This window comes from Stappia stellulata (assembly GCF_020176715.1).
GTDB lineage: Bacteria > Pseudomonadota > Alphaproteobacteria > Rhizobiales > Stappiaceae > Stappia.
In genome coordinates this window covers 316,263-336,708 of record NZ_JAIVMF010000002.1, presented here as the reverse complement: position 1 = coordinate 336,708, position 20,446 = coordinate 316,263, and the positions used below count along the sequence as shown (strand labels likewise).

Sequence of the window (20,446 nt, the reverse complement as noted above, 5' to 3'; positions counted from 1 at the left end):
AACCCGTTCGGATTCAACATGCGCCATGGCATCCGCCCGTCCCGGCGATGCCAAACGCCCTCACGGACGGATGTAGTGCACGCCCTGTTCGGCCAGCAGAGCGTCGAAAAACGCCAGAAGATCGGCATCGATTTCCAGCGCGCGCGGATAGCGCGGCACCGTCCGGTCGGCGAGCATCGGCGCATGCCAGCCGTCGGTCGTGGCGATGAAGCGGCGCACGCCCTCGTCGCCCCAGAAAGCATGGAAGCCCGCCATCACGCAGTCGACATAGCTTTGCAGGATCGGGTGATCGTCATCGCCCCAGTGGCGGATTTCGGCATCGGCCTCATAGAGGAACGCACCTTCCGGCGCCGGTTTGCCGCGCGGATCGCAGCGAAAGGCGTCGGCGATGCCGTCGGTGACACGCACATAGCGCTTCTCGCGCGCATCGAGCACCGCAAGCCGCTCCGCAGGTTCGCTCACCATCACGCCCTGGATCGCGCTCTGCGGATCGCGCCTTGCCGTCAGCGTGCAATTGCCCGGCCGCTCGGCGCTGCCGTCGGCCCGCCACCAGGCGCGCCACTCCCGCCGCCAGCCGTCGAGCGTTCCCGCGACCGCCGACGCCTGCGGACCGAGCGTGCGGGTGTTGACCAGCGATCCATAGCCGAAATAGGTAATCTGCATTGCGTGTCTCACCTCATTCCCGTGCAGGGCGCATCCGCTGACCCTGCCGTTTCCACCTAAAGGATAGTTTCAGTCATGACCAGCGCACCGCCAACCCCGCGCCCCTGGAGCGAAGCGGATACGGCCGCGCTCAGGGCCGCGACGCCTGGATGCGAAACCCGCATCCATTTCAACAACGCCGGGGCGGGACTGATGCCCGCGCCCGTTCTCGACGCGGTGAAGGACCATCTCGACCTGGAGGCGACCATCGGCGGCTATGAGGCGGCGGAACGGGCCGAGGCGAAGGTCGCGGATTTCTATCCCGCCATCGCCGCCCTTCTCGGAGCGCGCCCGGAGGAAATCGCCTATATCGAAAACGCCACCCGCGCCTGGGACATGGCATTCTACGCGATCCCCTTCAAGCCCGGGGACCGGGTGGTCACCGGCCGCGCGGAATATGTCTCCAACTATGTCGCGATGTTGCAGCTGAAGACGCGCGCCGGCATCGAGATCGACCTGATCGACGATGACGCCAGCGGGCAGATCGATCTCGCGGCGCTGGAAGCGGCGATCACACCGCGCACGCGACTGATCGCGCTGACCCATGTTCCGACCTTTGGCGGGCTGGTCAATCCGGCGGAGGCCGTCGGCGCCATCGCCCGCCGGCACGGCCTGCTCTATCTGCTCGACGCCTGCCAGTCGGCCGGCCAGATCGACCTCGACGTGACGCGGATCGGCTGCCACATGCTCTCCGGCACCGGCCGGAAGTACCTGCGCGGGCCGCGCGGCACCGGGTTTCTCTATGTCGCAAATGAGATCGTCGACACGCTGGAGCCGCCCTTCGTCGACCTGGAATCGACCGACTGGCTGGACGCCGACGGCTACCGGCTGGTTGCCGGCGCGCACCGCTTCGAGAACTGGGAGAGGTTCTTCGCCGGCCAGATCGGCCTTGGCGTCGCCGCCCGGCTCGCCTGTGAGATCGGCACCGACCGGCTCGAGCGCCGCATCACAGAGCTTGGCGAGACACTGCGCACAGGGCTGGCGCGGCTTCCCGGCATTGCGGTGCACGACAAGGGGACCAAACGCTGCGGCATTGTCACCTTCCGGGTCGACGGCGAAACACCGGCAGAGACGAAGGCGCGACTGGCCCGGGCGGGGATCAACGTCTCCGTCTCCTCCGCCGCCTCGGCGCGCATCGACCTGCCGGAACGCGGCCTTGACGCGCTGGTACGCGCCTCCGTCCACGCCTACAACACGGACGGTGAAATCGACGCCGTGCTGAAGGCGCTGCGCGACGGCTGAGGCCGCCGCGCAGACCGCCGCGCGATCAGCGCGCGGGCTGGACCGGACGGCGGCGCAGGCGACCGGAGATCGCCAGGCCGTCGGCGATGTTGCGCCCGATCAGGACCAGATTGAGCGCGCCGGCGACAAGCTCCACCGCCTGAACCGTGTAGAAAGCGGTGTCGAATACCCCGGCCCGCGCCTTCATCGCCAGAAACACCGCGGACGGCACGAGTACGAGGATGCCGTTGGCCGCGATCAGCGGCATGCGCCGGCGTTTGGCGTCAAGCCGCGCGCCGCCGCGCCCCTTGCCGAGCGAAAAGCCGCTCGCACCGGTGATCGCCAGCGCCGGGACGAGCACGATCATCGCATAGAGGATCGCCTGTTTCACCGACGCGATGGCCTGCGGCGAGCCGAAGAGCTCGGACACGGCCGTCGACAGCCAGAAGGTCGCGATCATCGCGAAAGCCAGCAGGCCGGCCGTGCGATGGGCCAGTTTGCGCGGCGAGGCCGGCTGCGGTCCTGCGCCTCGCGGAGCCGACGTCGAAGGGGTGGCATGCGTCATCAACGGTCTCCTTCACACCGCGCCGAAAGCCGGCGCAAAACGTCGAGGCAGGCGGACAGCGCCTCCTCGCCAAGGCCCTCGGCCAGACCCTTCGCCCAGACGATCTGGCGACGGTCGGCTTCCGCATAGGCGGCCTCCCCCGCGCCCGTCATCACCACGAGCCGGGCGCGCTTGTGATCCGGGTTGTCCTGCAAGGCGACGAGACCGGCGGCACCGAGATCGTTGACGACCCGCTGCACCGCCTGGCGCGACAGCCCCATGCGCCGAGCAATCTGCGCAACCGACAGCGGCCGTCCTTCGAGCGCGACGGCGCCCAGCACCTGCCAGCGCGCGCTGGTCAGCCCCAGATCGCCGACCAGCGCATCACCGGCCGACAGCAATCCGCCGTTGAGGCGAAAGGTCTCCAGGATCACCTGCGTGAGGAGCCGGCTTTGCGACGAATGCCCGTCTGATGCGTCCGGGCGAGAGGACTGCGGATCTGATTTCATGGCAGCACATTTGCAATATGACAATATATTGTCAATATGGAGAAACCCGGATCCATCGCGACCGGGAAGAGCGGCGCCCGCGCGCCCTTGAATCAAAACTTCACCTGAAAAAACAAACGCCTGGCGCGAGGTCCGGATTCAAATCCTTCAGACCTCGCGCCAGGCGCAACAGACAATCGAACGTCCGACCTGTGAGGCCGGACCGGATCAGGCGGTCACGCGCTCCGTCGGCTCGCGCATGGTCACCAGCTCCTCGGCGGCGGTGGGGTGCACCGCCATCGTCGCGTCGAAATCCGCCTTGGTCGCGCCCATGCGCATCGCCACGCCGAGCACCTGCGCCAATTCGCCGGCATCATGGCCGAGAATATGCACGCCCAGCACCTTGTCGCTTGCCGGATCGACCAGAAGCTTCATCAGCATCTTCTCGTCGCGGCCGGAGAGCGTGTGCTTCATCGGACGGAAATGCGCGCGGTAGACATCGACGGTGCCGTGCTTGGCGACGGCCTCGGCCTGCGTCATGCCAACGGTGCCGATCTCCGGCTGGGAGAACACCGCCGTCGGGATCATCGAGTGATCGGCGCTCCAGGTCTTGCCGCCGAACAGCGTGTCGGCGAAGGCATGCCCCTCGCGGATCGCCACCGGCGTGAGATTGACCCGGTCGGTGACATCGCCGACGGCATAGATCGACGGCACGTTGGTGCGTGACTGGTCGTCGACGGCAATCGCGCCGGAGGCCGAGGTCACGACGCCGGCAGCGTCCAGTCCGAGACCGGCGGTGTTCGGCCGACGGCCGATGGCGAACATGATGCGGTCGGCCTCAAGGGCCTCGCCAAGCTTGGTATGGCCGACGTAATCGCCGCCCTCGCGCTTCTCGATCGAGGTGAAGACATCGCCGCAAAGGACTCTGATGCCTTTCTTTTCCATCTCTTCGTGAAGCGCCTTGCGCAGATCGTCGTCGAAGCCGCGCAGGATCTCCTCGCCCCGGTAGATCAGCGTCGTCTCGGCGCCAAGGCCGGCGAAGATGCCGGCGAATTCCACCGCGATATAGCCGCCGCCGGCGACCACCACCCGCTTGGGAAAGTCCGCTAGGTGGAAGGCTTCGTTGGACGTGATGACGTGCTCGCCGCCGGGAAGATCCGCATCGACGTTGGGCGTCGCGCCGGTGGCGATGAGGATGGTCTTCGCCCGCACCCGCCGGTCGTCGGACAGGATATGCACGGTGTGCTCATCCTCCAGCACCGCGCGGCTGTCGAACATCTCGACGCCGGAGCGCTCCAGGTTGCGGCGATAGACGGTTTCAAGGCGCGCGATCTCGCGGTCCTTGGCATCGATCAGCCGCTCCCAGTTGAAGCTGCTTGCTCCCACATCCCAGCCGAAGCCGGCCGCGTCCTCGAACTCCTCGGAGAACCTGGAGGCGTAGACAAAGAGCTTCTTGGGCACGCAGCCGCGGATCACGCAGGTACCGCCGTAGCGGTATTCCTCCGCGATCCCGACCCTGGCCCCGTGGCCGGCGGCGATCCGCGCCGCGCGCACCCCCCCCGACCCGCCGCCGATAACAAACAGGTCAAACTCAAAGTCGCTCATGCCATGCCTCGCTGTGTGCCTGTCCGGGCGCGGGCGCAACACGCATGCGTGCCGGCACCCCCCGCGCCTTCGCGCTGTCCGGGGAAAGCCGGGACGTTATTCCGTCTTCGGCTGTGCTTCCGGCGCCTGGCGCTTGTTCAGCTCCTCGCGCACCAGCGTGACCATCTCGGTGGAAATGGCATCGCCCCACTGCTTGGCGGCGCCGATCGACAGCGCCCGCAGCTCGGGCTCGACCTTGGAGTACTTCTGGCCGAGCGGGGACTTGTAGAACTCGGCGAGCTGGTTCAGCTCCTCGATGGTGAAGCGGCGCGCCCACACCTCATAGACCACCCGGTTCAGCTCGGGACGGCGTTCGGCGAGCTTGAGCGCGACCTCGTTGACCACCGCGTCGATCTCGCTGGTGTTGGCCGGGTTGCTCTGGATGAAGAGCGTGCGGGTGCGGTCGGCCATCAGCGGCAGCACATTGTCGAACGCGCGGATCGCATTGGCGGCGAGAACGGTCTCGCGCGCGGCGGCGATATGCTCGTCGGAAATGGACTCCTGCGCCGTCGCCGGGACGGCAACGGCCGCCAGCAGGAACAGCGCGGAGGCTGCGGATGTCAAATGGTGACGAAGGGTCGAAAACATCGAAAACTCCATGACAAGAGGCGGTCGCCGTGAGCGAAACGCGCCGCGGTCCTTCTGAGGGTCAGGGCACCGGAACGAGGCGGGTCACGCCTCCGGCGCCGGCAAGATAGGCGGCATCGGCGATGCCGATGAACAGTCCGTGATCGACAACGCCGGGAATATCGAGAAGGGCGCGCGACAGCGCATCCACGTCCTTGATCTGCCCGAGATCGATGTCGAGAATATGATGCTGCCCGTCGGTCACGAAGGGCGTGTCGCCGCCGCGCAGCCGGACCGGCGCGTCGTAACCGAGCGCGGCAATGGCCGCCTCGATGGCGTTGCGCGTCGCCCGCAGCCCGAAGGGCACGACCTCGACCGGCAGGGCAAAGGCGCCAAGGGTGGAGACCTGCTTGGTTTCATCGGCGATCACGACCATGCGCGCCGAGGCCCGCGCGACGATCTTCTCGCGCAACAGGGCTCCGCCCCCGCCCTTGATCAGGGTCAGCCGGGCGTCGAGCTCATCGGCGCCGTCGACGGTCAGATCCAGCTCCGGGCAGGTGTCGAGCGTCGCAAGCCGCACGCCCAGGCTCTCGCACAGCGCCGCCGTGCGCTCCGAGGTCGGCACGCCGATGACGTCGAGACCGTCGGCAACGCGCGCGGCAAGCGCGCGCACGAAATGTTCCGCCGTCGATCCGGTGCCGATGCCAAGGCGCATGCCGTTGCGGACTTCTTCCAGGGCCGCCTCGGCGGCAAGTCGCTTAAAGTCGTCGCTCATTCAATTCCGCTCATGATGCCGGACCCGTCACGGCCGGAAGCCGTTCGCGGGCCGGAGCCGTTGCAAATCGCCTCGTGCACGGATCCCGTGCGACGCAAGGCGGCGTGGGCGGGTGTAGCATGGCGCGCCGGCAAGGCAAAGGGACTGCGCACCCGCGCGGGCCTCGTCCAATCTGCGGATGCAGCCGCAAAAAAGCACACCAAGACGAAGGAGACGGCCCGTACGCCTTGAAAAGCGACGTTGCGTTAACCAGGAATTCAGCCTGGACACCTATCGTTTCGGCGGTTTGTTGCGCTGGCCAGTCCAGCATTATTCGCTGCCGGGAGGATCGTCATGCGCCTTTTTTCTCTAGCCCAGCGCAAGGACGTGGTGGAAAAACGCATTTCCGAGATCGCCGCCGAGACGGAGACCCCGGCGGACGCCGATGCCGCCGCGACATCGCTTGTCGGCGATCACCAGACCTCGCTGACGCTCGACCTGATGGAGACGGATCTCCAGGCCGCCGCCGCAAAGATCGGCAACGGCGCCCAGGCGCTCGGCCTGAGGGTCGGCGAACAGCTCATCGTGCTGTCCGACATTCGCGGCCAGTCGGAAGCCTTGCGCGCGGAATCGCAACAGGCCGACACCACCGCGCAAGACCTTTCCACGGCCATCGCCCATCTGGCGGAGGCGAGCAGCGAAATCGACGCGCAGGTGCGCAGCTCCTCGCAACTTGCCGAGGAGGCCCGCGAGGTGGCCGACACCGCCAATGCCGGCATCGAGGAGCTCAAGTCGGCGATCGACGACATCGCCAGCGTGGTGCGGCTGATTTCCGACGTCGCCAAACAGACCAACCTGCTGGCGCTGAATGCGACCATCGAGGCGGCGCGTGCGGGAGAAGCCGGCAAGGGCTTCGCGGTCGTCGCCAACGAGGTCAAGGCGCTGTCGGTGGAGACACAGACGGCCACCGACGAGATCGTCGCCAACATCGGCCGCCTGCAGCAATCCGCCGAAGGCAGCATCCATGCCGTCAACCGCATCATCGGCGTGATCGGCGAGATCCTGCCAAGCTTCGCCAAGGTGGCGGACCAGGTCGGCGACCAGCTCGAGACATCGCGCTCCGTCGGGGAAACCGCCCGTCGGACCGCCGACTTCGTGCGCGCCGTCAGCGAGAAGGTCGAGACCATCGCCACGGCGACCGACACCGCCGAACAGGCCGGCGAAGCGGCCCGCGCGGCGTCCGAGGGCATGGTGGCGCTCGGCGCCGGCCTCGGCCAGCGCTTCACCATGATGATCCGCCAGACCGCGATCGGCGACCGGCGCAGGCAGGACCGCCTGCCGGCGGAGCGGGAGGGAACGCTCTCGGCCGGCGGCACGCGGTTGCGCGTGAAGACCCGTGACATATCGCAGGGTGGCGCGCTTCTGGTGCCGCAGGACGGCGAGACAGCGATGCACACCGGCCCGGCCAAGGCGGAGATCGACGGACTCGGTACGGTCGACCTTGCGATCGTCGCGGTCTCCGAGAACGGTCTGCACTGCGCCTTCCAGACCCCGTCCGCGGCGTTTCAGGCCAATGTTGCAGCCCTCCTCGCCGAGGTTCGCGAGCAGCTCGATCCGCTGATTGCCTGCGCCCGCGGCGGTGCCGCGCGCGTCGAGGCGGCCATGAGCGAGGCGCTCGCGGCCGGACGGCTGACAATGCAGGACCTCTTCGACACGGACTACCGCCCGATTCCCGGAACCGATCCCGAGCAGGTGGAAAACCGGGCACTCGCCGTGCTGGAGACACTTTTGCCGCCGATCCAGGAGGAGATCCTCGCCGGATCGAACGGAATGGCCTTTTGCGCCGCGGTCGACCGCAACGGCTATCTGCCGGTCCACAATCTGATCTATTCGAAGGCGCAGCGCCCCGACGATCCGGCCTGGAACGCCGCCAACTGCCGCAACAAGCGCATCTTCGACGACCGCGCCGGCCTGAGTGCCGCGCGAAACACCCGGCCCTTCCTCGTGCAGACCTATCCCCGCGACATGGGCAACGGCACCATCGTGTGGATGCGCGAGGTCGATGCGCCGGTGGTGATCGACGGCCACCACTGGGGCGGCTTCCGCACCGCCTACAAACTCTAGGACGCGAAAGCCGGCCCCTTAAGGCGACGGTTTCGGAAACGGGGCTTTTGCGTCTATAAGGGCGCCGCCCCTGCAGCCGGAGCCACCCATGACCCCGACCGTCCTCGTGTTCGATCTCGACGGCACCCTCGTCGATACGAAACATGACCTGACCCACGCCCTGAACGCCGCGCTGGCGCAGGACGGGCACGCGCCGGTGTCGTCAGACAGCCTCGGCCATCTCTTCGGCCACGGCGCACGGGCACTCCTGGAAAAAGGCCTTTCGCTGAACGGCGTGAGCGCGCCCGACAGCGCCCTCCTCGACCGGCTGCAATCGATCTTCCTCGATCATTACAGGGCAAACATCGCCGTCGACAGCCGCCCCTTTCCCGGAGCCGTCGACGCGATGGCCGCACTCAGGGCGCGCGGCTTTCGCATCGCGATCTGCACCAACAAGAAGGAAGCGCTGGCGCGCCAGTTGCTGGACACGCTCGGCCTGAGCGGCGCCATCGATGCCTTCGTCGGTGGCGACACCTACGCGCTGTCCAAGCCGAACGCCGAGCCGGTGCTCGGCGCGATCAGCCGGGCCGGCGGGGCCCCCGCGCGCGCCGTGATGATCGGCGACAGCAAGACCGACATCGATGCCGCCCGCGCCGCCCGCATTCCGGCGATCGCCGTCACCTTCGGCTATACCGCAGTCCCGGTGGCAGAGCTCGCGCCCGACGCGATCATCTCGGCGTTCCAGACGCTGCCCGACACGCTCGCCGAGCTGGGCCTGACGCCCTGACCTGTATTCAGCGGCCGGAAACCGGTTATATCAACCAGAGGTCGCATGACCCCCCAGGAGAATGCGGCCGGGCAAACGTGATTTTCCTTCACGCGGCAAGAATTTCGCTTCACCTTCAACGAAAAAAACCCTGCCGTCAGTGTTTTTCGGATGTGTTCGACGATTCGAAACATTGATCGGTAACGCAATGACAGTAACAATATGTGAGTCGGGTGGAAGCGATGACGTCGAGTGTAGCCGGGTCGAGACCGGCGCGCCGAGCGCGAGGACCTGTTTTGACGACCGCCCCCCCCGTTTCCCCGACGGCTTCTCAGGAAGAACTCCAGGCTCTCTACACCGGCACGCCGGCCATGATGCACGTGATCGGCGTCGACGGGCGCCTCACGCGCGTGAGCGACAAATGGCTGTCGGTCCTTGGATATTCCAGGGACGAGGTGATCGGAAGGTCGCTTCTCGACTTCATGACGCCGGACTCGCAGCGCTATGCGACCACCGGACGGCTGCAGGAGTTTTTCGTCTCCGGATCCAGCGAGAAGATTCCCTACGATCTGGTCACGAAATCCGGGGCGATCGTCAACGTGCTGATGTCCGCGACGCTGCAACGCAATGCCGACGGAAGCCCCGGCCAGACCTTTGCCGTGCTTGAAGACCTGACGGAATCGCATGCAGTGTTTCGCACGCTCGCGGCGGAGCGGCGCCGGCTGCGGCAGATCATCAGCGGCACGGGGGCCGGCACCTGGGAATGGAACGTGCAGACCGGCGAGACCGTGTTCAACGCACGGTGGGCGGAAATCATCGGCTATGACCTCGCCGAGATCTCTCCGACCACCATCGAGACCTGGATGAATGCAGCACACCCCGACGATCTCGCGAATTCGGAACGCAAGCTCCTTGCCCATTTCGCCGGGGAAACCCCGACCTATGAATGCGAGGCGCGCATGCGCCACAAGGACGGCCACTGGGTCTGGGTGCTCGACCGCGGCCGCGTCTTCACCTGGACGGAAGACGGCAAGCCGGAGTGGATGTTCGGCACCCACATGGACGTCACATCGCTGAAACAGCAGCAGGAGGACTTGCGAAAGAGCCGCGAGATGCTCGACCGCACCAACCGCGTGGCCGGTATCGGCGGATGGGAAGTCTACCCCGAGACCGGGGCGATCCACTGGTCCGACGAGACCTGCCGCATCCATGGCGTGGAGCCCGGCCATGTGCCGACGATGGAGGAGGCGATCGAATTCTATGCGCCCGAGGCACGGCCGGTCATCACCGCCGCGGTGGAAAGGGGCGTGGCGACGGGCGAAAGCTGGGACCTGGAACTGCCCTTCATCAAGGCGGGCGGCGAACGGATCTGGGTGCGCGCCGTCGGGACGGTGGATGCGACGGACGGCAAGCCGCTGCGCATCACCGGCGCCTTCCAGGACATCACCGGACGCGTGGCGCAACGCCAGGCGATCGAGGAGGCGCGCGAGCGCATTTCCGTTGCGACCGAAGACGGCGGCGTCGGGATCTGGGACCTGGAGATCGACACCGGCAAGATAAGCTGGGACGGCAATGCCTCGACCATCCATGGCGCGCAGGCGGCTGAAACGACGTTGTCCGGCTGGCTTGAGCGGGTCCACCCCGAGGATCGCGAAAGGACTGCGGACACGATCGAGAGAGCCAGCACCTCCACCGGAAACATGGACATCGAATATCGCGTCTGCCGGTCCGACGGCCGGACCGGGCACGTGCGCGCCTCAGCGCACTATCGCAAGATCGGTCAGACAAACGTCAAACGCCTCATCGGCGTGTGCTGGGACGTCACCCGCGAACGGGAAATGGCCCGGGAGCTGGCGGAGCAGCACGAACTGATGCGCGTGACGCTCGATTCCATCGGCGACGCCGTCATCACCACCGACACGGAGGGCCATATCCTGTGGCTCAATCCGGTGGCGGAACGGATGACGGGCTGGCGCGCGGAGGACGCGCACGGGCGCCCGAGCAGCGAAGTGTTCGACATCGTCAGCGAGGACACGGGAAATCCGGCGCCGGACCCGATCAGGGCCTGCCTGTCGCTGCGCGAAACGGTTGGCCTCGACCACAACACCCTGCTCGTCGCTCGTGACGGCACCGAATACGGGATCGAGGATTCCGCCGCTCCGATCATCTCCGCGGACGGGGATGTGCTGGGCGCCGTTCTGGTGTTCCACGATGTCAGCGAGCAGCGCCGGCTGAGCCGGGAAATGCGCTACCGCGCAACCCATGACCCGCTGACCGGATTGCTCAACCGGGGCGAATTCGACCGCCGCCTCGAGGAGCTGACGGGACAGGCAAGCGCCCTTCCCGCCTCGACGCAGGACGACGCCGGCATTGCGCCTCCGGGACTGGTATTGCTTTACATCGACCTCGACCAGTTCAAGGTCGTCAACGACACCTGCGGCCATGCAGCCGGCGACGAGCTGCTCAAGCAGATTTCGGCGATCCTGAAGGCGGCCGTCGAACCGGCCGCGGTGGCCCGGCTTGGCGGCGACGAATTCGCCGTTCTTCTTGAAGACTGTCCCGTCGAGACGGCCTTCCAGCTCTCCAAGACGCTGTGCGCGACGATCGGCGACTACCGCTTCGAGGCGCCGCAAGGCCGCTTCCGCGTGGGTGCCAGCGTCGGCCTGGTCAGCATCGGCGACGAGACCAAATCGGCGTCGGCCGCGCTGAAGGCGGCGGACGCGGCTTGCTATGCCGCCAAGGAGGCCGGACGGAACCGGGTCCACATGTGGGATTCGGGCGACCGCACCCTTGCGGAACGCAGCGCGCAGATGCGCTGGGCGACGCGCATCGAACAGGCGCTCGACGAAGACCGTTTCATCATCTACGGCCAACGGATCGACAGTCTTTCCCGGAACGGCGATGACACACAGGTCGTCGAGCTGTTGTTGCGGATGGTCGATGCGGATGGACGCATCATCCCGCCCAATGCCTTCTTTCCGGCAGCGGAACGCTTCAGCCTCGCCTCGCGCATCGACGACTGGATGCTGGCGCGCACGCTGGAGCTGATCGACAACGATGGCCTGTCGGCCTTCCGCGGACTGATGTGCCTGAACCTGTCCGGTCAATCGATCGGCGACCCGGACTTTCACACGCGCAGCCTGGAGCTTCTGCGCCAGTCGACGCAGTCCGTTCGCGACCGTCTTTGCATCGAGATCACAGAAACGGCGGCGATTGCCAACATGATCGCCGCGTCCGAGTTCATCCGGAAACTCCGGAAGATGGGGGTGCGCGTTTCCCTCGACGACTTCGGTGCCGGCGCCTCCTCCTTCGGTTATCTCAAGCAGCTGTCGGTCGACTTCCTGAAAATCGACGGCTCCTATGTGCGCCACCTGCCGAGCGACGCCCTCAGCGAGGCCGCGATCCGCTGCTTCGTGGAAATCGCACAGATCGTCGGCGTCAAGACAATCGCCGAGTTCATCGAGGACGCTCCGACGCTGGCACTTTTGCGCAACATGCAGGTGGACTTCGGACAAGGCTTCCACCTGCACAAGCCCGAGCCGCTGGACCAGGTGCTGACAGCCCTGGCCCCCCTGCGGAACGAGATTTTCACGCCGCAGCCTGCAAAGGCCTCGTCCGCCGGCGGATAACGCCGCCGGCACGCTGCGGACCCTTCCGGCCGGTCCCCGCCACGCCGTCAATCGCCTGTCGTCGGGCGTGCGGGGAAACCTCCGATAAACCGTTTTGAACGATACAGCGGCCGAACGACAATCTTGAATTGCGCGCAAACCCCATCTGCACGTTATATACAGGAACCCACGTCACGCCTTGGCCTTTCGGATCTCACTCGGTTTTCCCGGAGATTTGTTGAGGGAATAAAGCTATGCATCGGTCGTAGCAGCTGGACAGGTCGCCGAAGCGCCGCACAGAGGACGCCATGAAACCCAGTACGAACTCTCGCATGTTCATTTCAACGGAGATCAACCGTTGCATGTTCGAAGGCGACGTCGACGGGGCGCTGCAGCTGATTGGCACCTACATGCGCGACAACGGCCTGCAGGCCTCGATCGAGACGGTCGCGGCGATCCCCATCAAATCCGTACCGAATTCCGGCCGCCGTTCCGTTCAGTAGGACGCAGGATGCGCGCGCCCTGTCCGCCACCCGAACGCCGTCTTGTTGATAAATCCCGCCGTCGCCCCAAAACCACCTTGCGCTGGCCCCTGACCTCCATTAGAAAGCCGCAACCAGCCGCACGAGGCGCGGGCGATTAGCTCAGCGGGAGAGCGTTCCGTTCACACCGGAAAGGTCACTGGTTCAATCCCAGTATCGCCCACCATTCCCCGCACGACCCATGGACTGATATCCACACACCGCGCGGTCTCCGCCAGGCGGCACCCGTGTGTCATGCGTTTGCGTCCCTCGCTCCCGGAGATGACGCCGCACAGCGCCCCTCGCCGATGCGGTGGAGCAGGATGCGGTAGGCGGCGTGGGTGTGGGGCGCGGCTGTCGCCACCAGAAACGACAAAAGCTCGGTGCCCGCCACAACATCGCTGACAAAGGCATTGGCGAAAGCCTCCGCCGCATGTCCGACGGTAAGGGAGGGCCCTGCGAGCCGCGGGAACGCGCGATAATAGGCGGGCGGATGCCCGCCGCCGCGCTCCCGGTCGTAGACCGCGCCGATGAAATCCCCGACCTTGGCAAGCGCATAGTGCTGAAGCCGGGCGTCTTCGCGTTGCGCGGGCGACGCCGCAGGACGCCGGCGCAGCCGGAGGACGCCGCCGATGGCCTCTTCCAGCCGACCGTGGGTCCATGCGACGGCGAAACGTCCCGCCGCACCGCGACCGGGAAGCCAGGCCATCAACACGGCCCGGGCAGCTTCGGGAAACGCATGCAGCGCCCGCTCCAGGTCCCTTTGCCGCGGCACCGAGGCGCCGGGCGCGGGCCGCGGGCGCGGCCGCATCTCCTTGCGGTCCTGCCGGATCGCCGGCGCAAGCCACACCGACCGGCCCCCGCGCGCATCGCGGCCGTAGAGGTCGATGGCATGCCCGCTCTCATGGGCGAAGACGCCGAGCCACAGCTTGCCTTCGGCCGTCCGCTCCCACCGCGCCGGCGCGACGATATAGTGATGACCGGCCCGATAGGCGCCGCGACTGCCGGAAAAGAACTTCCGCCGCACCGGCGGTGTCGCGTTGAACGCGCGCACGGCATCCGGATGGGCGCGCGCCGACAGATCCTTGACGTAGCGGCGTTCAAACGGCGTGCGCGCCGCAAACCCGGCGGCACAAACCCCCGACATGCCCCCTCATAGGCCCATGGAGCGCACCGCCGCATTGCGCGGCCGGAAACAGAGCTCCGGCCTGAATTAAGTGCGTGCGCGGGCTTACCAGAGACTTAAGGGCAAGGAACGCGCCAGCACAGGAGGGCGCCAACAGAAAAACTCCGCAACGAACAAATAGAAGCGGACCGGCGCGGAGCGACCCTTGGTCGTTTTCAACGGCATCAGAGAGTTTTTCGGCGTCCCGGCCCGACGCGCGAAATCCTCGCTTCCCGCCACCTGTGCATCACGCGCCATCGCGCCGGAACGAGGACAATCTGCTGCACCGCACCCAAGTTGCAAAACCGGAAGAAACGGTAAAAAATACAAGGGATCAAAATTATTTTCTGACGGAGTTACGTTTATTATCAAAAAAGAGACACAAGATACATGAAGGCATATGTATTGCCCTGAATTTTATTTGACAGCCAAAGCCATGGGGCACAGACTGACTGGAATTAAAAAGGGAATCCTTCCAGGTCACTTGAAAGCGGGCACACGGCATGTCGGCAATGAACAACAGCGAAATCCAGAGGGTCGCGCTCATTCTGCTCGACCAGTTTTCCCTCATTGCATACACGTCGACAATCGAGCCGATACGTTTGGCAAACCGGGTTCTGGGGAAGGATTTCTACTCCTGGAAGACCTATTCCCTTGACGGCGCCGGTGTGCAGGCAAGCAACGGCTGCACGGTTTCGGTCGACGGCAGCATCGCCGATCTGGACGATGCCGACATCACGCTGATCTGTTCCGGCGTCGACGTCGAGCGCACGCCGCTACCGCGCGAACTCGGCACCCGGCTGCGCAAGCTCAATTCGCGCGGCCGCACCTATGGCGCGGTCTGCACCGGGGCCTATGTGCTCGCCCGCTTCAATCTTCTGGACGGACGGCGCTGCACCATTCACTGGGAAAACCTGCGCTCCTTCCGGGAGGAATTCCCCGACATCGAGGTCTCCGGCGACCTCTTCGCCATCGACCGCAACTGCATCACCTGCGCCGGCGGCATGGCCGCGCTCGACATGATGCTGCGCGTGATCGCGATCCAGCACGGCGCCTATCTGGCGCATGAGGTCGCCGAGGTCGCGCTGTACCAGAACATGCGCTCCGGCGAGAGCGCCCAGCGCCACGACCTGGAAAGCCGCACCGGCATCTCCAACATCAAGATCCTCGACGCGATCCGCATCATGGACCTGCACATTGAGGATCCGCTCTCCTGCCAGCAGCTTGCCATGACGGTGAGCCTCAGCCCGCGCCAGCTCGAACGGTTGTTCCGCCGCCACTTCGACTGCACGCCCGGCCAGTATTATCTCAAGCTCCGGCTGGAAACCGCGCGCGACCTGCTGCGCCGGACCAACCGGGCCGTGCTCGACGTCGCCATCGCCTGCGGCTTCGCCTCCACCTCGCATTTCACCAAATGCTACCGGGAGCGCTACCATTGCACCCCGACGGAGGAGCGCCAGTCCTATTTCTGGGCGCAGGGCGGGCGCAAGCCGATCCGGGCGGCGGTCGCACCGGCCCGCGTCGTCACCGCGCCCTGAGAAAGCCCCCGCGACCGCCGGCACGCGCGCCGGCCCACTCTGCGAAAACGAAAAACGCGGGCCCCGGGGCCCGCGTCGCTTCGTGCGCTCGGCAAGGACGCCCGGTTGGGGCATCCGTTTGCCGTCAATGCAGGATCTGGCTGAGGAACAGCTTGGTGCGCTCGTGCTGCGGATTGGTGAAGAACTGCTCCGGCTCGTTCTGCTCCACGATCATGCCGGCATCCATGAAGATCACCCGGTTGGCCACCTGACGGGCAAAGCCCATCTCGTGGGTCACGCACAGCATGGTCATCCCCTCTTCGGCGAGGTTCACCATCACGTCGAGCACTTCCTTGATCATCTCCGGGTCGAGCGCCGAGGTCGGCTCGTCGAACAGCATGATCTTGGGGCTCATGCACAGCGAGCGGGCGATCGCCACGCGCTGCTGCTGGCCGCCCGACAACTGGCCCGGATACTTGCTGGCCTGCTCCGGGATCTTCACCCGCTCCAGATAGTGCATCGCGATTTCCTCGGCCTTGGCCTTGGGCATCTTGCGCACCCAGATCGGCGCGAGCGTGCAGTTTTCCAGGATCGTCAGATGCGGAAACAGGTTGAAGTGCTGGAAGCACATGCCGACCTCGCGGCGGATCTCGTCGATCTTCTTCAGATCGTCGGTCAGCTCGATCCCGTCGACGACGATGGACCCCTTCTGGTGTTCCTCAAGCCGGTTGATGCAGCGGATCATCGTCGACTTGCCGGAGCCGGACGGCCCGCAGATGACGATGCGCTCGCCGCGCATGACCTTGAGGTTGATGTCGCGCAGCACGTGGAAATCCCCGTACCACTTGTTCATGTTCTTGATCTCGATGGCGACGTCGGTCTCCGAGATATGCATCGTCGGACGGGTGACGGCGGCTGCAGTGTCGGTCATGTCTAGTTGCTCCAAACCTGAATAAGCGAGGCGATGTGCCGTGGATACCGGGTCGGCGGGGACCGCGCGCGGCTAGCGCGCGTGCCCCCTGTGCAGCCGCCGCTCCATGTACATGGAGTAGCGCGACATGCCGAAACAGAAGATCCAGAACACGAAGGCCGCGAAGATGAAGCCCGTCGCCGGAGTGTTCGGCGACGACCAGTTCGCATCCGAGAAGTTGAGGGTCACGATGCCCAGGAGATCGAACAGGCCGATGATCAGCACCAGGCTGGTGTCCTTGAACAGGCCGATGAAGGTGTTGACGATCCCCGGGATCACCAGCTTCAGCGCCTGCGGCAGGATGATCAGCCGCATGCCCTGCGAATAGGACAGGCCCATCGCGTCGGCCGCTTCGTATTGCCCCTTGGAGATCGCCTGAAGCCCGCCGCGCACCACTTCCGCCATATAGGCGGAGGCAAAGAGCGCGACGCCGATCAGCGCCCGCAGCAGCTTGTCGAAGTTCACGCCGTCCGGCAGGAACAGCGGCAGCATCACCGAGGACATGAACAGCACGGTGATCAGCGGCACGCCGCGCCAGAACTCGATGAAGATCACCGAGATCAGCCGCACCGCCGGCAGATGCGACCGCCGCCCCAACGCAAGCACGATGCCCACCGGGAAGGACGCGACGATGCCGACGATGGCCACCACCAGCGTCACCAGCAGACCGCCCCAGAGCTGCGTCTCGACATAGACCAGCCCGAAGTCGAAGGCGGCGATGGCAAAGACCAGCGCCACCGCGACGACGCCGAAGGCCACCCCGGCGAGCGGTCGCACCACCGGGATCTTGGCGTTGACGCAGACCGCCGCGACGATGGCGAGCAGGATCACCGAGAGCGCCGCATAGGTCATCCAGAAGCCGGCCGAGATGTCGACGTTGCCGCCGGTCAGCAGCACGAAGCCGGCAATCGGGAAGACCACGATCAGGTAAAGCACCGTCTCGCGCTTGAACGGCACCTGGGGAATGGCCGCCGGCACGAGGCCGGCGATCAGCAGGATGCCGGTGAGGTCGACGCGCCAGCGCTCCTCAAGCGGATAGCGGCCGTACATGAACTGGCCGAACTTGGCGTTGACGAAGGCCCAGCAGGCCCCCGCCCCTTCCACGACGCAGGCGTCGCGGCTGTCGCCGGTGTAGACCGCGTCGATGAACAGCCAGTTGATCACCGGCGGCACGATCAACGCCAGGATGGCGATGCCGACGATCGTCAGGATGGAGTTCGCGACGGAATCAAACAGATTGTCGCGAATCCAGCCGACGGCTCCCGTTTTTGTCGAAGGCGGCGCATATTGCGGCGCGTCTTCGGTGCGCACATAGGCGACTGAGCCCGTATCCATCGCCTCTACCTCTCCACCAGCGCCACACGGCGGTTGTACCAATTCATGAAGGCCGACGTGGACAACGAGATCGTCAGATAGACGAGCATGGTGATGATGATCACCTCGACCGCCTGGCCGGTCTGGTTCAGCACCGTGCCGGCAAAGACCGCGACGATGTCCGGATAGCCGATGGCCACCGCCAGCGACGAGTTCTTCGTCAGATTGAGATACTGGCTCGTCAGCGGCGGAATGATCACCCGCATCGCTTGCGGGATCACGACGAGTTGAAGGGTGCGCCGCGGACGAAGGCCGAGCGAGAAGGCGGCTTCCGTCTGGCCGTGGGAGACGGCCAGGATGCCCGCGCGCACGATTTCCGCGATGAAGGCGGCCGTGTAGAGCGACAGGCCGAGAAGCAGCGCCATGAACTCGGGATTGACGACCATGCCGCCGGCGAAGTTGAAGCCCTTCAGCTCCGCATAGGCGAGATCGACCGGCATGCCGGTGACGAAGAAGGTCAACAGCGGCAGCAGGACGATCAGGCAGAGGCCGACGATGAGGCTGGGAAACTGCTTTCCGGTGGCAAGCTGGCGCGCCCGCGCCCAGCGCGAGATGCCGAAGGCGGCGGCGATCGCCGCAAGCAGCGCGTAGCCGATCAGGCCGCTGCCGGGCTGTCCGATGACCTCGGGGAGGATGAGGCCGCGGTTGTTGAGAAAGACGCCCGACATCGGCTCCAGCGACTGGCGCGGCGACGGCAGCACCGAGAGCACCGCCTTGTACCAGAACAGGAGCTGCAGCAGCAGCGGCACATTGCGCAGGATCTCGACATAGAGCTGCGCGAGCTGACGGATCACGAAGTTCTTGGAAAGCCGTGCCACCCCGACGATGAAGCCGATCACCGTTGCGATGAGAATGCCGATGGAGGCAACGAGCAGCGTGTTGACCAGGCCGACCAGAAAGGCCCGGAAATAGGTGCTGTCGTTTGTGTAGGGCACCAGCGTCTGCGAAATGTCGAAGCCGGCGCGCTCGGAAAAGAAGCCGAGGCCGGAAGCGATGCCGGCCCGCTCGAGATTGGTCTTTGCATTATAGGCAAAGAATGCGACCACCCCAACAAGGGCGGCAACGACGAGAAACTGGAAAACCACCCCGCGCACGCGCGGATTGTAGAACCAGGAGGTCCCAGCTTCGTCGCCCGCATGCTCGCCAGAGGCAGAGCTCACAGGTGTCATGTCAGACTGTATCCCCTCGCCCGAACCGAACGAATGCCCGGCTCGAAACCCCTGCCCGTTTTCGGGCGATTGTCACCTGATTTTTCAGGTTTTCGGAAAGTGATGCAAATGGACCCGGCGCGATGCGCCGGGTCCGGGATCAAACCGCAATCAGCGGATCGGCGGCGCGTACTGCAGGCCACCCTTCGACCACAGCGCGTTCACGCCACGCTCGATGCCGAGCGGGGTGTCCGGGCCGACGTTCTTGTCGAACATCTCGCCGTAGTTGCCGACATGCTTGATGATGCGCGCGGCCCAGTCGTTGGACAGGCCGATCGACTCGCCGAACTGGCCATCGACGCCCAGCAGGCGCTTGATGCTCGGGTTGTCGGAGCTCATCATCTCGTCGACGTTGGCCGAGGTCACGCCCAGCTCTTCGGCATTGACCATGGCGAACAGCGTCCACTTGACGATGTTGAACCACTGGTCGTCGCCCTGACGCACCACCGGGCCAAGCGGCTCCTTGGAGATGATCTCCGGAAGCACGACATGGTCGGCCGGGTTGGTCAGCTGAAGGCGGATCGAATAGAGGCCCGAGGCGTCCGTGGTGTAGACGTCGCAACGGTTGGCGTCATAGGCCGCGTTGACCTCTTCCAGCTTCTCAAACACCACCGGCTGGTATTCCATGCCGTTGGCCTTGAAATAGTCGGTGAGGTTCAGCTCCGTGGTGGTGCCGGTCTGCACGCAGACCGAGGCGCCCGACAGCTCCAGCGCGGAGGTCACGTCGAGCGACTTGCGGACCATGAAGCCCTGGCCGTCGTAGTAGTTCACGCCGGTGAAGTTCAGGCCGAGCGTCGTGTCGCGGGTCATCGTCCAGGTGGTGTTGCGCACCAGCACGTCGACTTCGCCTGTCTGCAGCGCGGTGAAGCGCTCCTTGGCGGTCAGCGGGGTGAACTTGACGGCGTTCGGATCGTCGAAGATCGCGGCCGCAATGGCGCGGCAGGTGTCGACGTCGAGGCCGGTCCACTCGCCGGCGTCGTTCGGCGCGGCGAAACCGGCGAGGCCGGTGTTCGAACCGCACTGCAGGAAGCCCTTGGCCTTGACATCGTCAAGCGTCGCGGCGGAAGCGGCCGTGGCGCTCAAACCAAGCGCGGCGCCAAGCGCGATCGTCAGAAATTTGTTCGTCATGGATATGCAGCCTTCTCTTTTGCCCTGTCTGTATATCGGGTTCGTCCGAGATCACGTGCAAGGGATACAGCATGCAACCATGCGCAGCATTGGTGTCACTGGAATTCCCCTCCCGGCAATGCCGCGACCATTGTTGTTTTCTGGTCGTCAAACATGCCACCGTTAT

18 protein-coding genes and 1 tRNA gene are annotated in these 20,446 nt (G+C 65.4%); 8 read left to right on the top strand and 11 right to left on the bottom strand.

Annotation, left to right across the window (positions count from 1 at the left end):
• Positions 1-60: 60 nt before the first annotated feature.
• Positions 61-663, bottom strand: a complete 603-nt coding sequence (locus LC092_RS04540) for a gamma-glutamylcyclotransferase (protein ID WP_224805238.1) — start codon at positions 661-663, stop codon at positions 61-63.
• Positions 664-738: 75 nt separating this feature from the next.
• Here LC092_RS04540 and LC092_RS04535 point away from each other — a divergent pair, with 75 nt between their 5' ends.
• A complete protein-coding gene (locus LC092_RS04535; RefSeq protein ID WP_224805237.1) occupies positions 739-1,944 on the top strand; it encodes an aminotransferase class V-fold PLP-dependent enzyme in 1,206 nt (401 codons plus the stop codon).
• Between the two features lie 25 nt (positions 1,945-1,969).
• On the opposite strand, the gene LC092_RS04530 is transcribed toward LC092_RS04535, so the two are convergent.
• The 5 genes from LC092_RS04530 to rpiA all read right to left on the bottom strand — a co-directional run bounded on the left by LC092_RS04530 (position 1,970) and on the right by rpiA (position 5,941).
• Positions 1,970-2,488: a hypothetical protein gene (locus tag LC092_RS04530; protein WP_224805236.1), complete on the bottom strand. Its 519-nt coding sequence runs from the start codon at positions 2,486-2,488 to the stop codon at positions 1,970-1,972.
• Entirely contained in the window at positions 2,488-2,976 is a 489-nt protein-coding gene (locus LC092_RS04525) for a MarR family winged helix-turn-helix transcriptional regulator (protein ID WP_224805235.1), read from the bottom strand. The genes LC092_RS04530 and LC092_RS04525 overlap by 1 nt, the downstream gene beginning before the upstream one ends.
• Positions 2,977-3,183: 207 nt before the next feature.
• Complete coding sequence (gene gor, locus LC092_RS04520) at positions 3,184-4,560, bottom strand: glutathione-disulfide reductase (RefSeq protein ID WP_224805234.1); 1,377 nt, start codon at positions 4,558-4,560, stop codon at positions 3,184-3,186.
• Between the two features lie 96 nt (positions 4,561-4,656).
• Entirely contained in the window at positions 4,657-5,187 is a 531-nt protein-coding gene (locus LC092_RS04515) for a DUF2059 domain-containing protein (protein WP_224805233.1), read from the bottom strand.
• A gap of 61 nt (positions 5,188-5,248) precedes the next feature.
• On the bottom strand, positions 5,249-5,941 hold the full coding sequence (gene rpiA, locus LC092_RS04510) for a ribose-5-phosphate isomerase RpiA (RefSeq protein WP_224805232.1): 693 nt from the start codon (positions 5,939-5,941) through the stop codon (positions 5,249-5,251).
• Between the two features lie 333 nt (positions 5,942-6,274).
• Between rpiA and LC092_RS04505 the strand changes: the two genes are divergently transcribed.
• From LC092_RS04505 to LC092_RS04485, 5 genes are all read left to right on the top strand, one after another.
• Positions 6,275-8,044 (top strand): methyl-accepting chemotaxis protein, encoded by a 1,770-nt coding sequence (locus tag LC092_RS04505; RefSeq protein ID WP_224805231.1) that lies wholly within the window; start codon positions 6,275-6,277, stop codon positions 8,042-8,044.
• Positions 8,045-8,132: 88 nt separating this feature from the next.
• Complete coding sequence (locus LC092_RS04500; RefSeq protein WP_224805230.1) at positions 8,133-8,810, top strand: HAD-IA family hydrolase; 678 nt, start codon at positions 8,133-8,135, stop codon at positions 8,808-8,810.
• A gap of 275 nt (positions 8,811-9,085) precedes the next feature.
• Complete coding sequence (locus LC092_RS04495) at positions 9,086-12,418, top strand: bifunctional diguanylate cyclase/phosphodiesterase (RefSeq protein WP_224805229.1); 3,333 nt, start codon at positions 9,086-9,088, stop codon at positions 12,416-12,418.
• A 311-nt stretch (positions 12,419-12,729) separates the two neighbouring features.
• The gene (locus LC092_RS04490) at positions 12,730-12,900 is read left to right on the top strand and encodes a hypothetical protein (protein ID WP_156884463.1); all 171 of its coding nucleotides are present in this window, start codon (positions 12,730-12,732) and stop codon (positions 12,898-12,900) included.
• Positions 12,901-13,030: 130 nt separating this feature from the next.
• Positions 13,031-13,105: transfer RNA gene (locus LC092_RS04485), tRNA-Val, on the top strand.
• Between the two features lie 66 nt (positions 13,106-13,171).
• Here LC092_RS04485 and LC092_RS04480 read toward each other — a convergent pair.
• On the bottom strand, positions 13,172-14,065 hold the full coding sequence (locus tag LC092_RS04480) for a hypothetical protein (RefSeq protein ID WP_224805228.1): 894 nt from the start codon (positions 14,063-14,065) through the stop codon (positions 13,172-13,174).
• A gap of 184 nt (positions 14,066-14,249) precedes the next feature.
• Between LC092_RS04480 and LC092_RS04475 the strand changes: the two genes are divergently transcribed.
• Both LC092_RS04475 and LC092_RS04470 read left to right on the top strand, forming a co-directional pair.
• Positions 14,250-14,477, top strand: a complete 228-nt coding sequence (locus LC092_RS04475) for a hypothetical protein (RefSeq protein WP_224805227.1) — start codon at positions 14,250-14,252, stop codon at positions 14,475-14,477.
• 118 nt (positions 14,478-14,595) lie between these two features.
• Positions 14,596-15,621 carry a GlxA family transcriptional regulator gene (locus tag LC092_RS04470; protein WP_224805226.1) on the top strand — a complete coding sequence of 342 codons (1,026 nt, stop codon included), beginning with the start codon at positions 14,596-14,598 and terminating at the stop codon, positions 15,619-15,621.
• A 124-nt stretch (positions 15,622-15,745) separates the two neighbouring features.
• Here LC092_RS04470 and LC092_RS04465 read toward each other — a convergent pair whose 3' ends face one another.
• From LC092_RS04465 to LC092_RS04450, 4 genes are all read right to left on the bottom strand, one after another.
• Positions 15,746-16,531, bottom strand: a complete 786-nt coding sequence (locus LC092_RS04465; RefSeq protein WP_318245902.1) for an amino acid ABC transporter ATP-binding protein — start codon at positions 16,529-16,531, stop codon at positions 15,746-15,748.
• 72 nt (positions 16,532-16,603) lie between these two features.
• Positions 16,604-17,905: an amino acid ABC transporter permease gene (locus tag LC092_RS04460; RefSeq protein ID WP_224805225.1), complete on the bottom strand. Its 1,302-nt coding sequence runs from the start codon at positions 17,903-17,905 to the stop codon at positions 16,604-16,606.
• Between the two features lie 5 nt (positions 17,906-17,910).
• Complete coding sequence (locus tag LC092_RS04455; protein ID WP_224805224.1) at positions 17,911-19,113, bottom strand: amino acid ABC transporter permease; 1,203 nt, start codon at positions 19,111-19,113, stop codon at positions 17,911-17,913.
• A gap of 150 nt (positions 19,114-19,263) precedes the next feature.
• Positions 19,264-20,280 carry an amino acid ABC transporter substrate-binding protein gene (locus tag LC092_RS04450; RefSeq protein WP_224805223.1) on the bottom strand — a complete coding sequence of 339 codons (1,017 nt, stop codon included), beginning with the start codon at positions 20,278-20,280 and terminating at the stop codon, positions 19,264-19,266.
• Between the last annotated feature and the right edge of the window lie 166 nt (positions 20,281-20,446).

What these genes read in the sequence shown, in the direction of transcription:
- LC092_RS04540 (WP_224805238.1), bottom strand. Translation starts at nt 663, where the DNA reads ATGCAGATTACCTATTTCGGCTATGGATCGCTGGTCAACACCCGCACG.
- LC092_RS04535 (WP_224805237.1), top strand. Translation starts at nt 739, where the DNA reads ATGACCAGCGCACCGCCAACCCCGCGCCCCTGGAGCGAAGCGGATACG.
- LC092_RS04530 (WP_224805236.1), bottom strand. Translation starts at nt 2,488, where the DNA reads ATGACGCATGCCACCCCTTCGACGTCGGCTCCGCGAGGCGCAGGACCG.
- LC092_RS04525 (WP_224805235.1), bottom strand. Translation starts at nt 2,976, where the DNA reads ATGAAATCAGATCCGCAGTCCTCTCGCCCGGACGCATCAGACGGGCAT.
- gor (WP_224805234.1), bottom strand. Translation starts at nt 4,560, where the DNA reads ATGAGCGACTTTGAGTTTGACCTGTTTGTTATCGGCGGCGGGTCGGGG.
- LC092_RS04515 (WP_224805233.1), bottom strand. Translation starts at nt 5,187, where the DNA reads ATGTTTTCGACCCTTCGTCACCATTTGACATCCGCAGCCTCCGCGCTG.
- rpiA (WP_224805232.1), bottom strand. Translation starts at nt 5,941, where the DNA reads ATGAGCGACGACTTTAAGCGACTTGCCGCCGAGGCGGCCCTGGAAGAA.
- LC092_RS04505 (WP_224805231.1), top strand. Translation starts at nt 6,275, where the DNA reads ATGCGCCTTTTTTCTCTAGCCCAGCGCAAGGACGTGGTGGAAAAACGC.
- LC092_RS04500 (WP_224805230.1), top strand. Translation starts at nt 8,133, where the DNA reads ATGACCCCGACCGTCCTCGTGTTCGATCTCGACGGCACCCTCGTCGAT.
- LC092_RS04490 (WP_156884463.1), top strand. Translation starts at nt 12,730, where the DNA reads ATGTTCATTTCAACGGAGATCAACCGTTGCATGTTCGAAGGCGACGTC.
- LC092_RS04480 (WP_224805228.1), bottom strand. Translation starts at nt 14,065, where the DNA reads ATGTCGGGGGTTTGTGCCGCCGGGTTTGCGGCGCGCACGCCGTTTGAA.
- LC092_RS04470 (WP_224805226.1), top strand. Translation starts at nt 14,596, where the DNA reads ATGAACAACAGCGAAATCCAGAGGGTCGCGCTCATTCTGCTCGACCAG.
- LC092_RS04465 (WP_318245902.1), bottom strand. Translation starts at nt 16,531, where the DNA reads ATGACCGACACTGCAGCCGCCGTCACCCGTCCGACGATGCATATCTCG.
- LC092_RS04460 (WP_224805225.1), bottom strand. Translation starts at nt 17,905, where the DNA reads ATGGATACGGGCTCAGTCGCCTATGTGCGCACCGAAGACGCGCCGCAA.
- LC092_RS04455 (WP_224805224.1), bottom strand. Translation starts at nt 19,113, where the DNA reads ATGACACCTGTGAGCTCTGCCTCTGGCGAGCATGCGGGCGACGAAGCT.
- LC092_RS04450 (WP_224805223.1), bottom strand. Translation starts at nt 20,280, where the DNA reads ATGACGAACAAATTTCTGACGATCGCGCTTGGCGCCGCGCTTGGTTTG.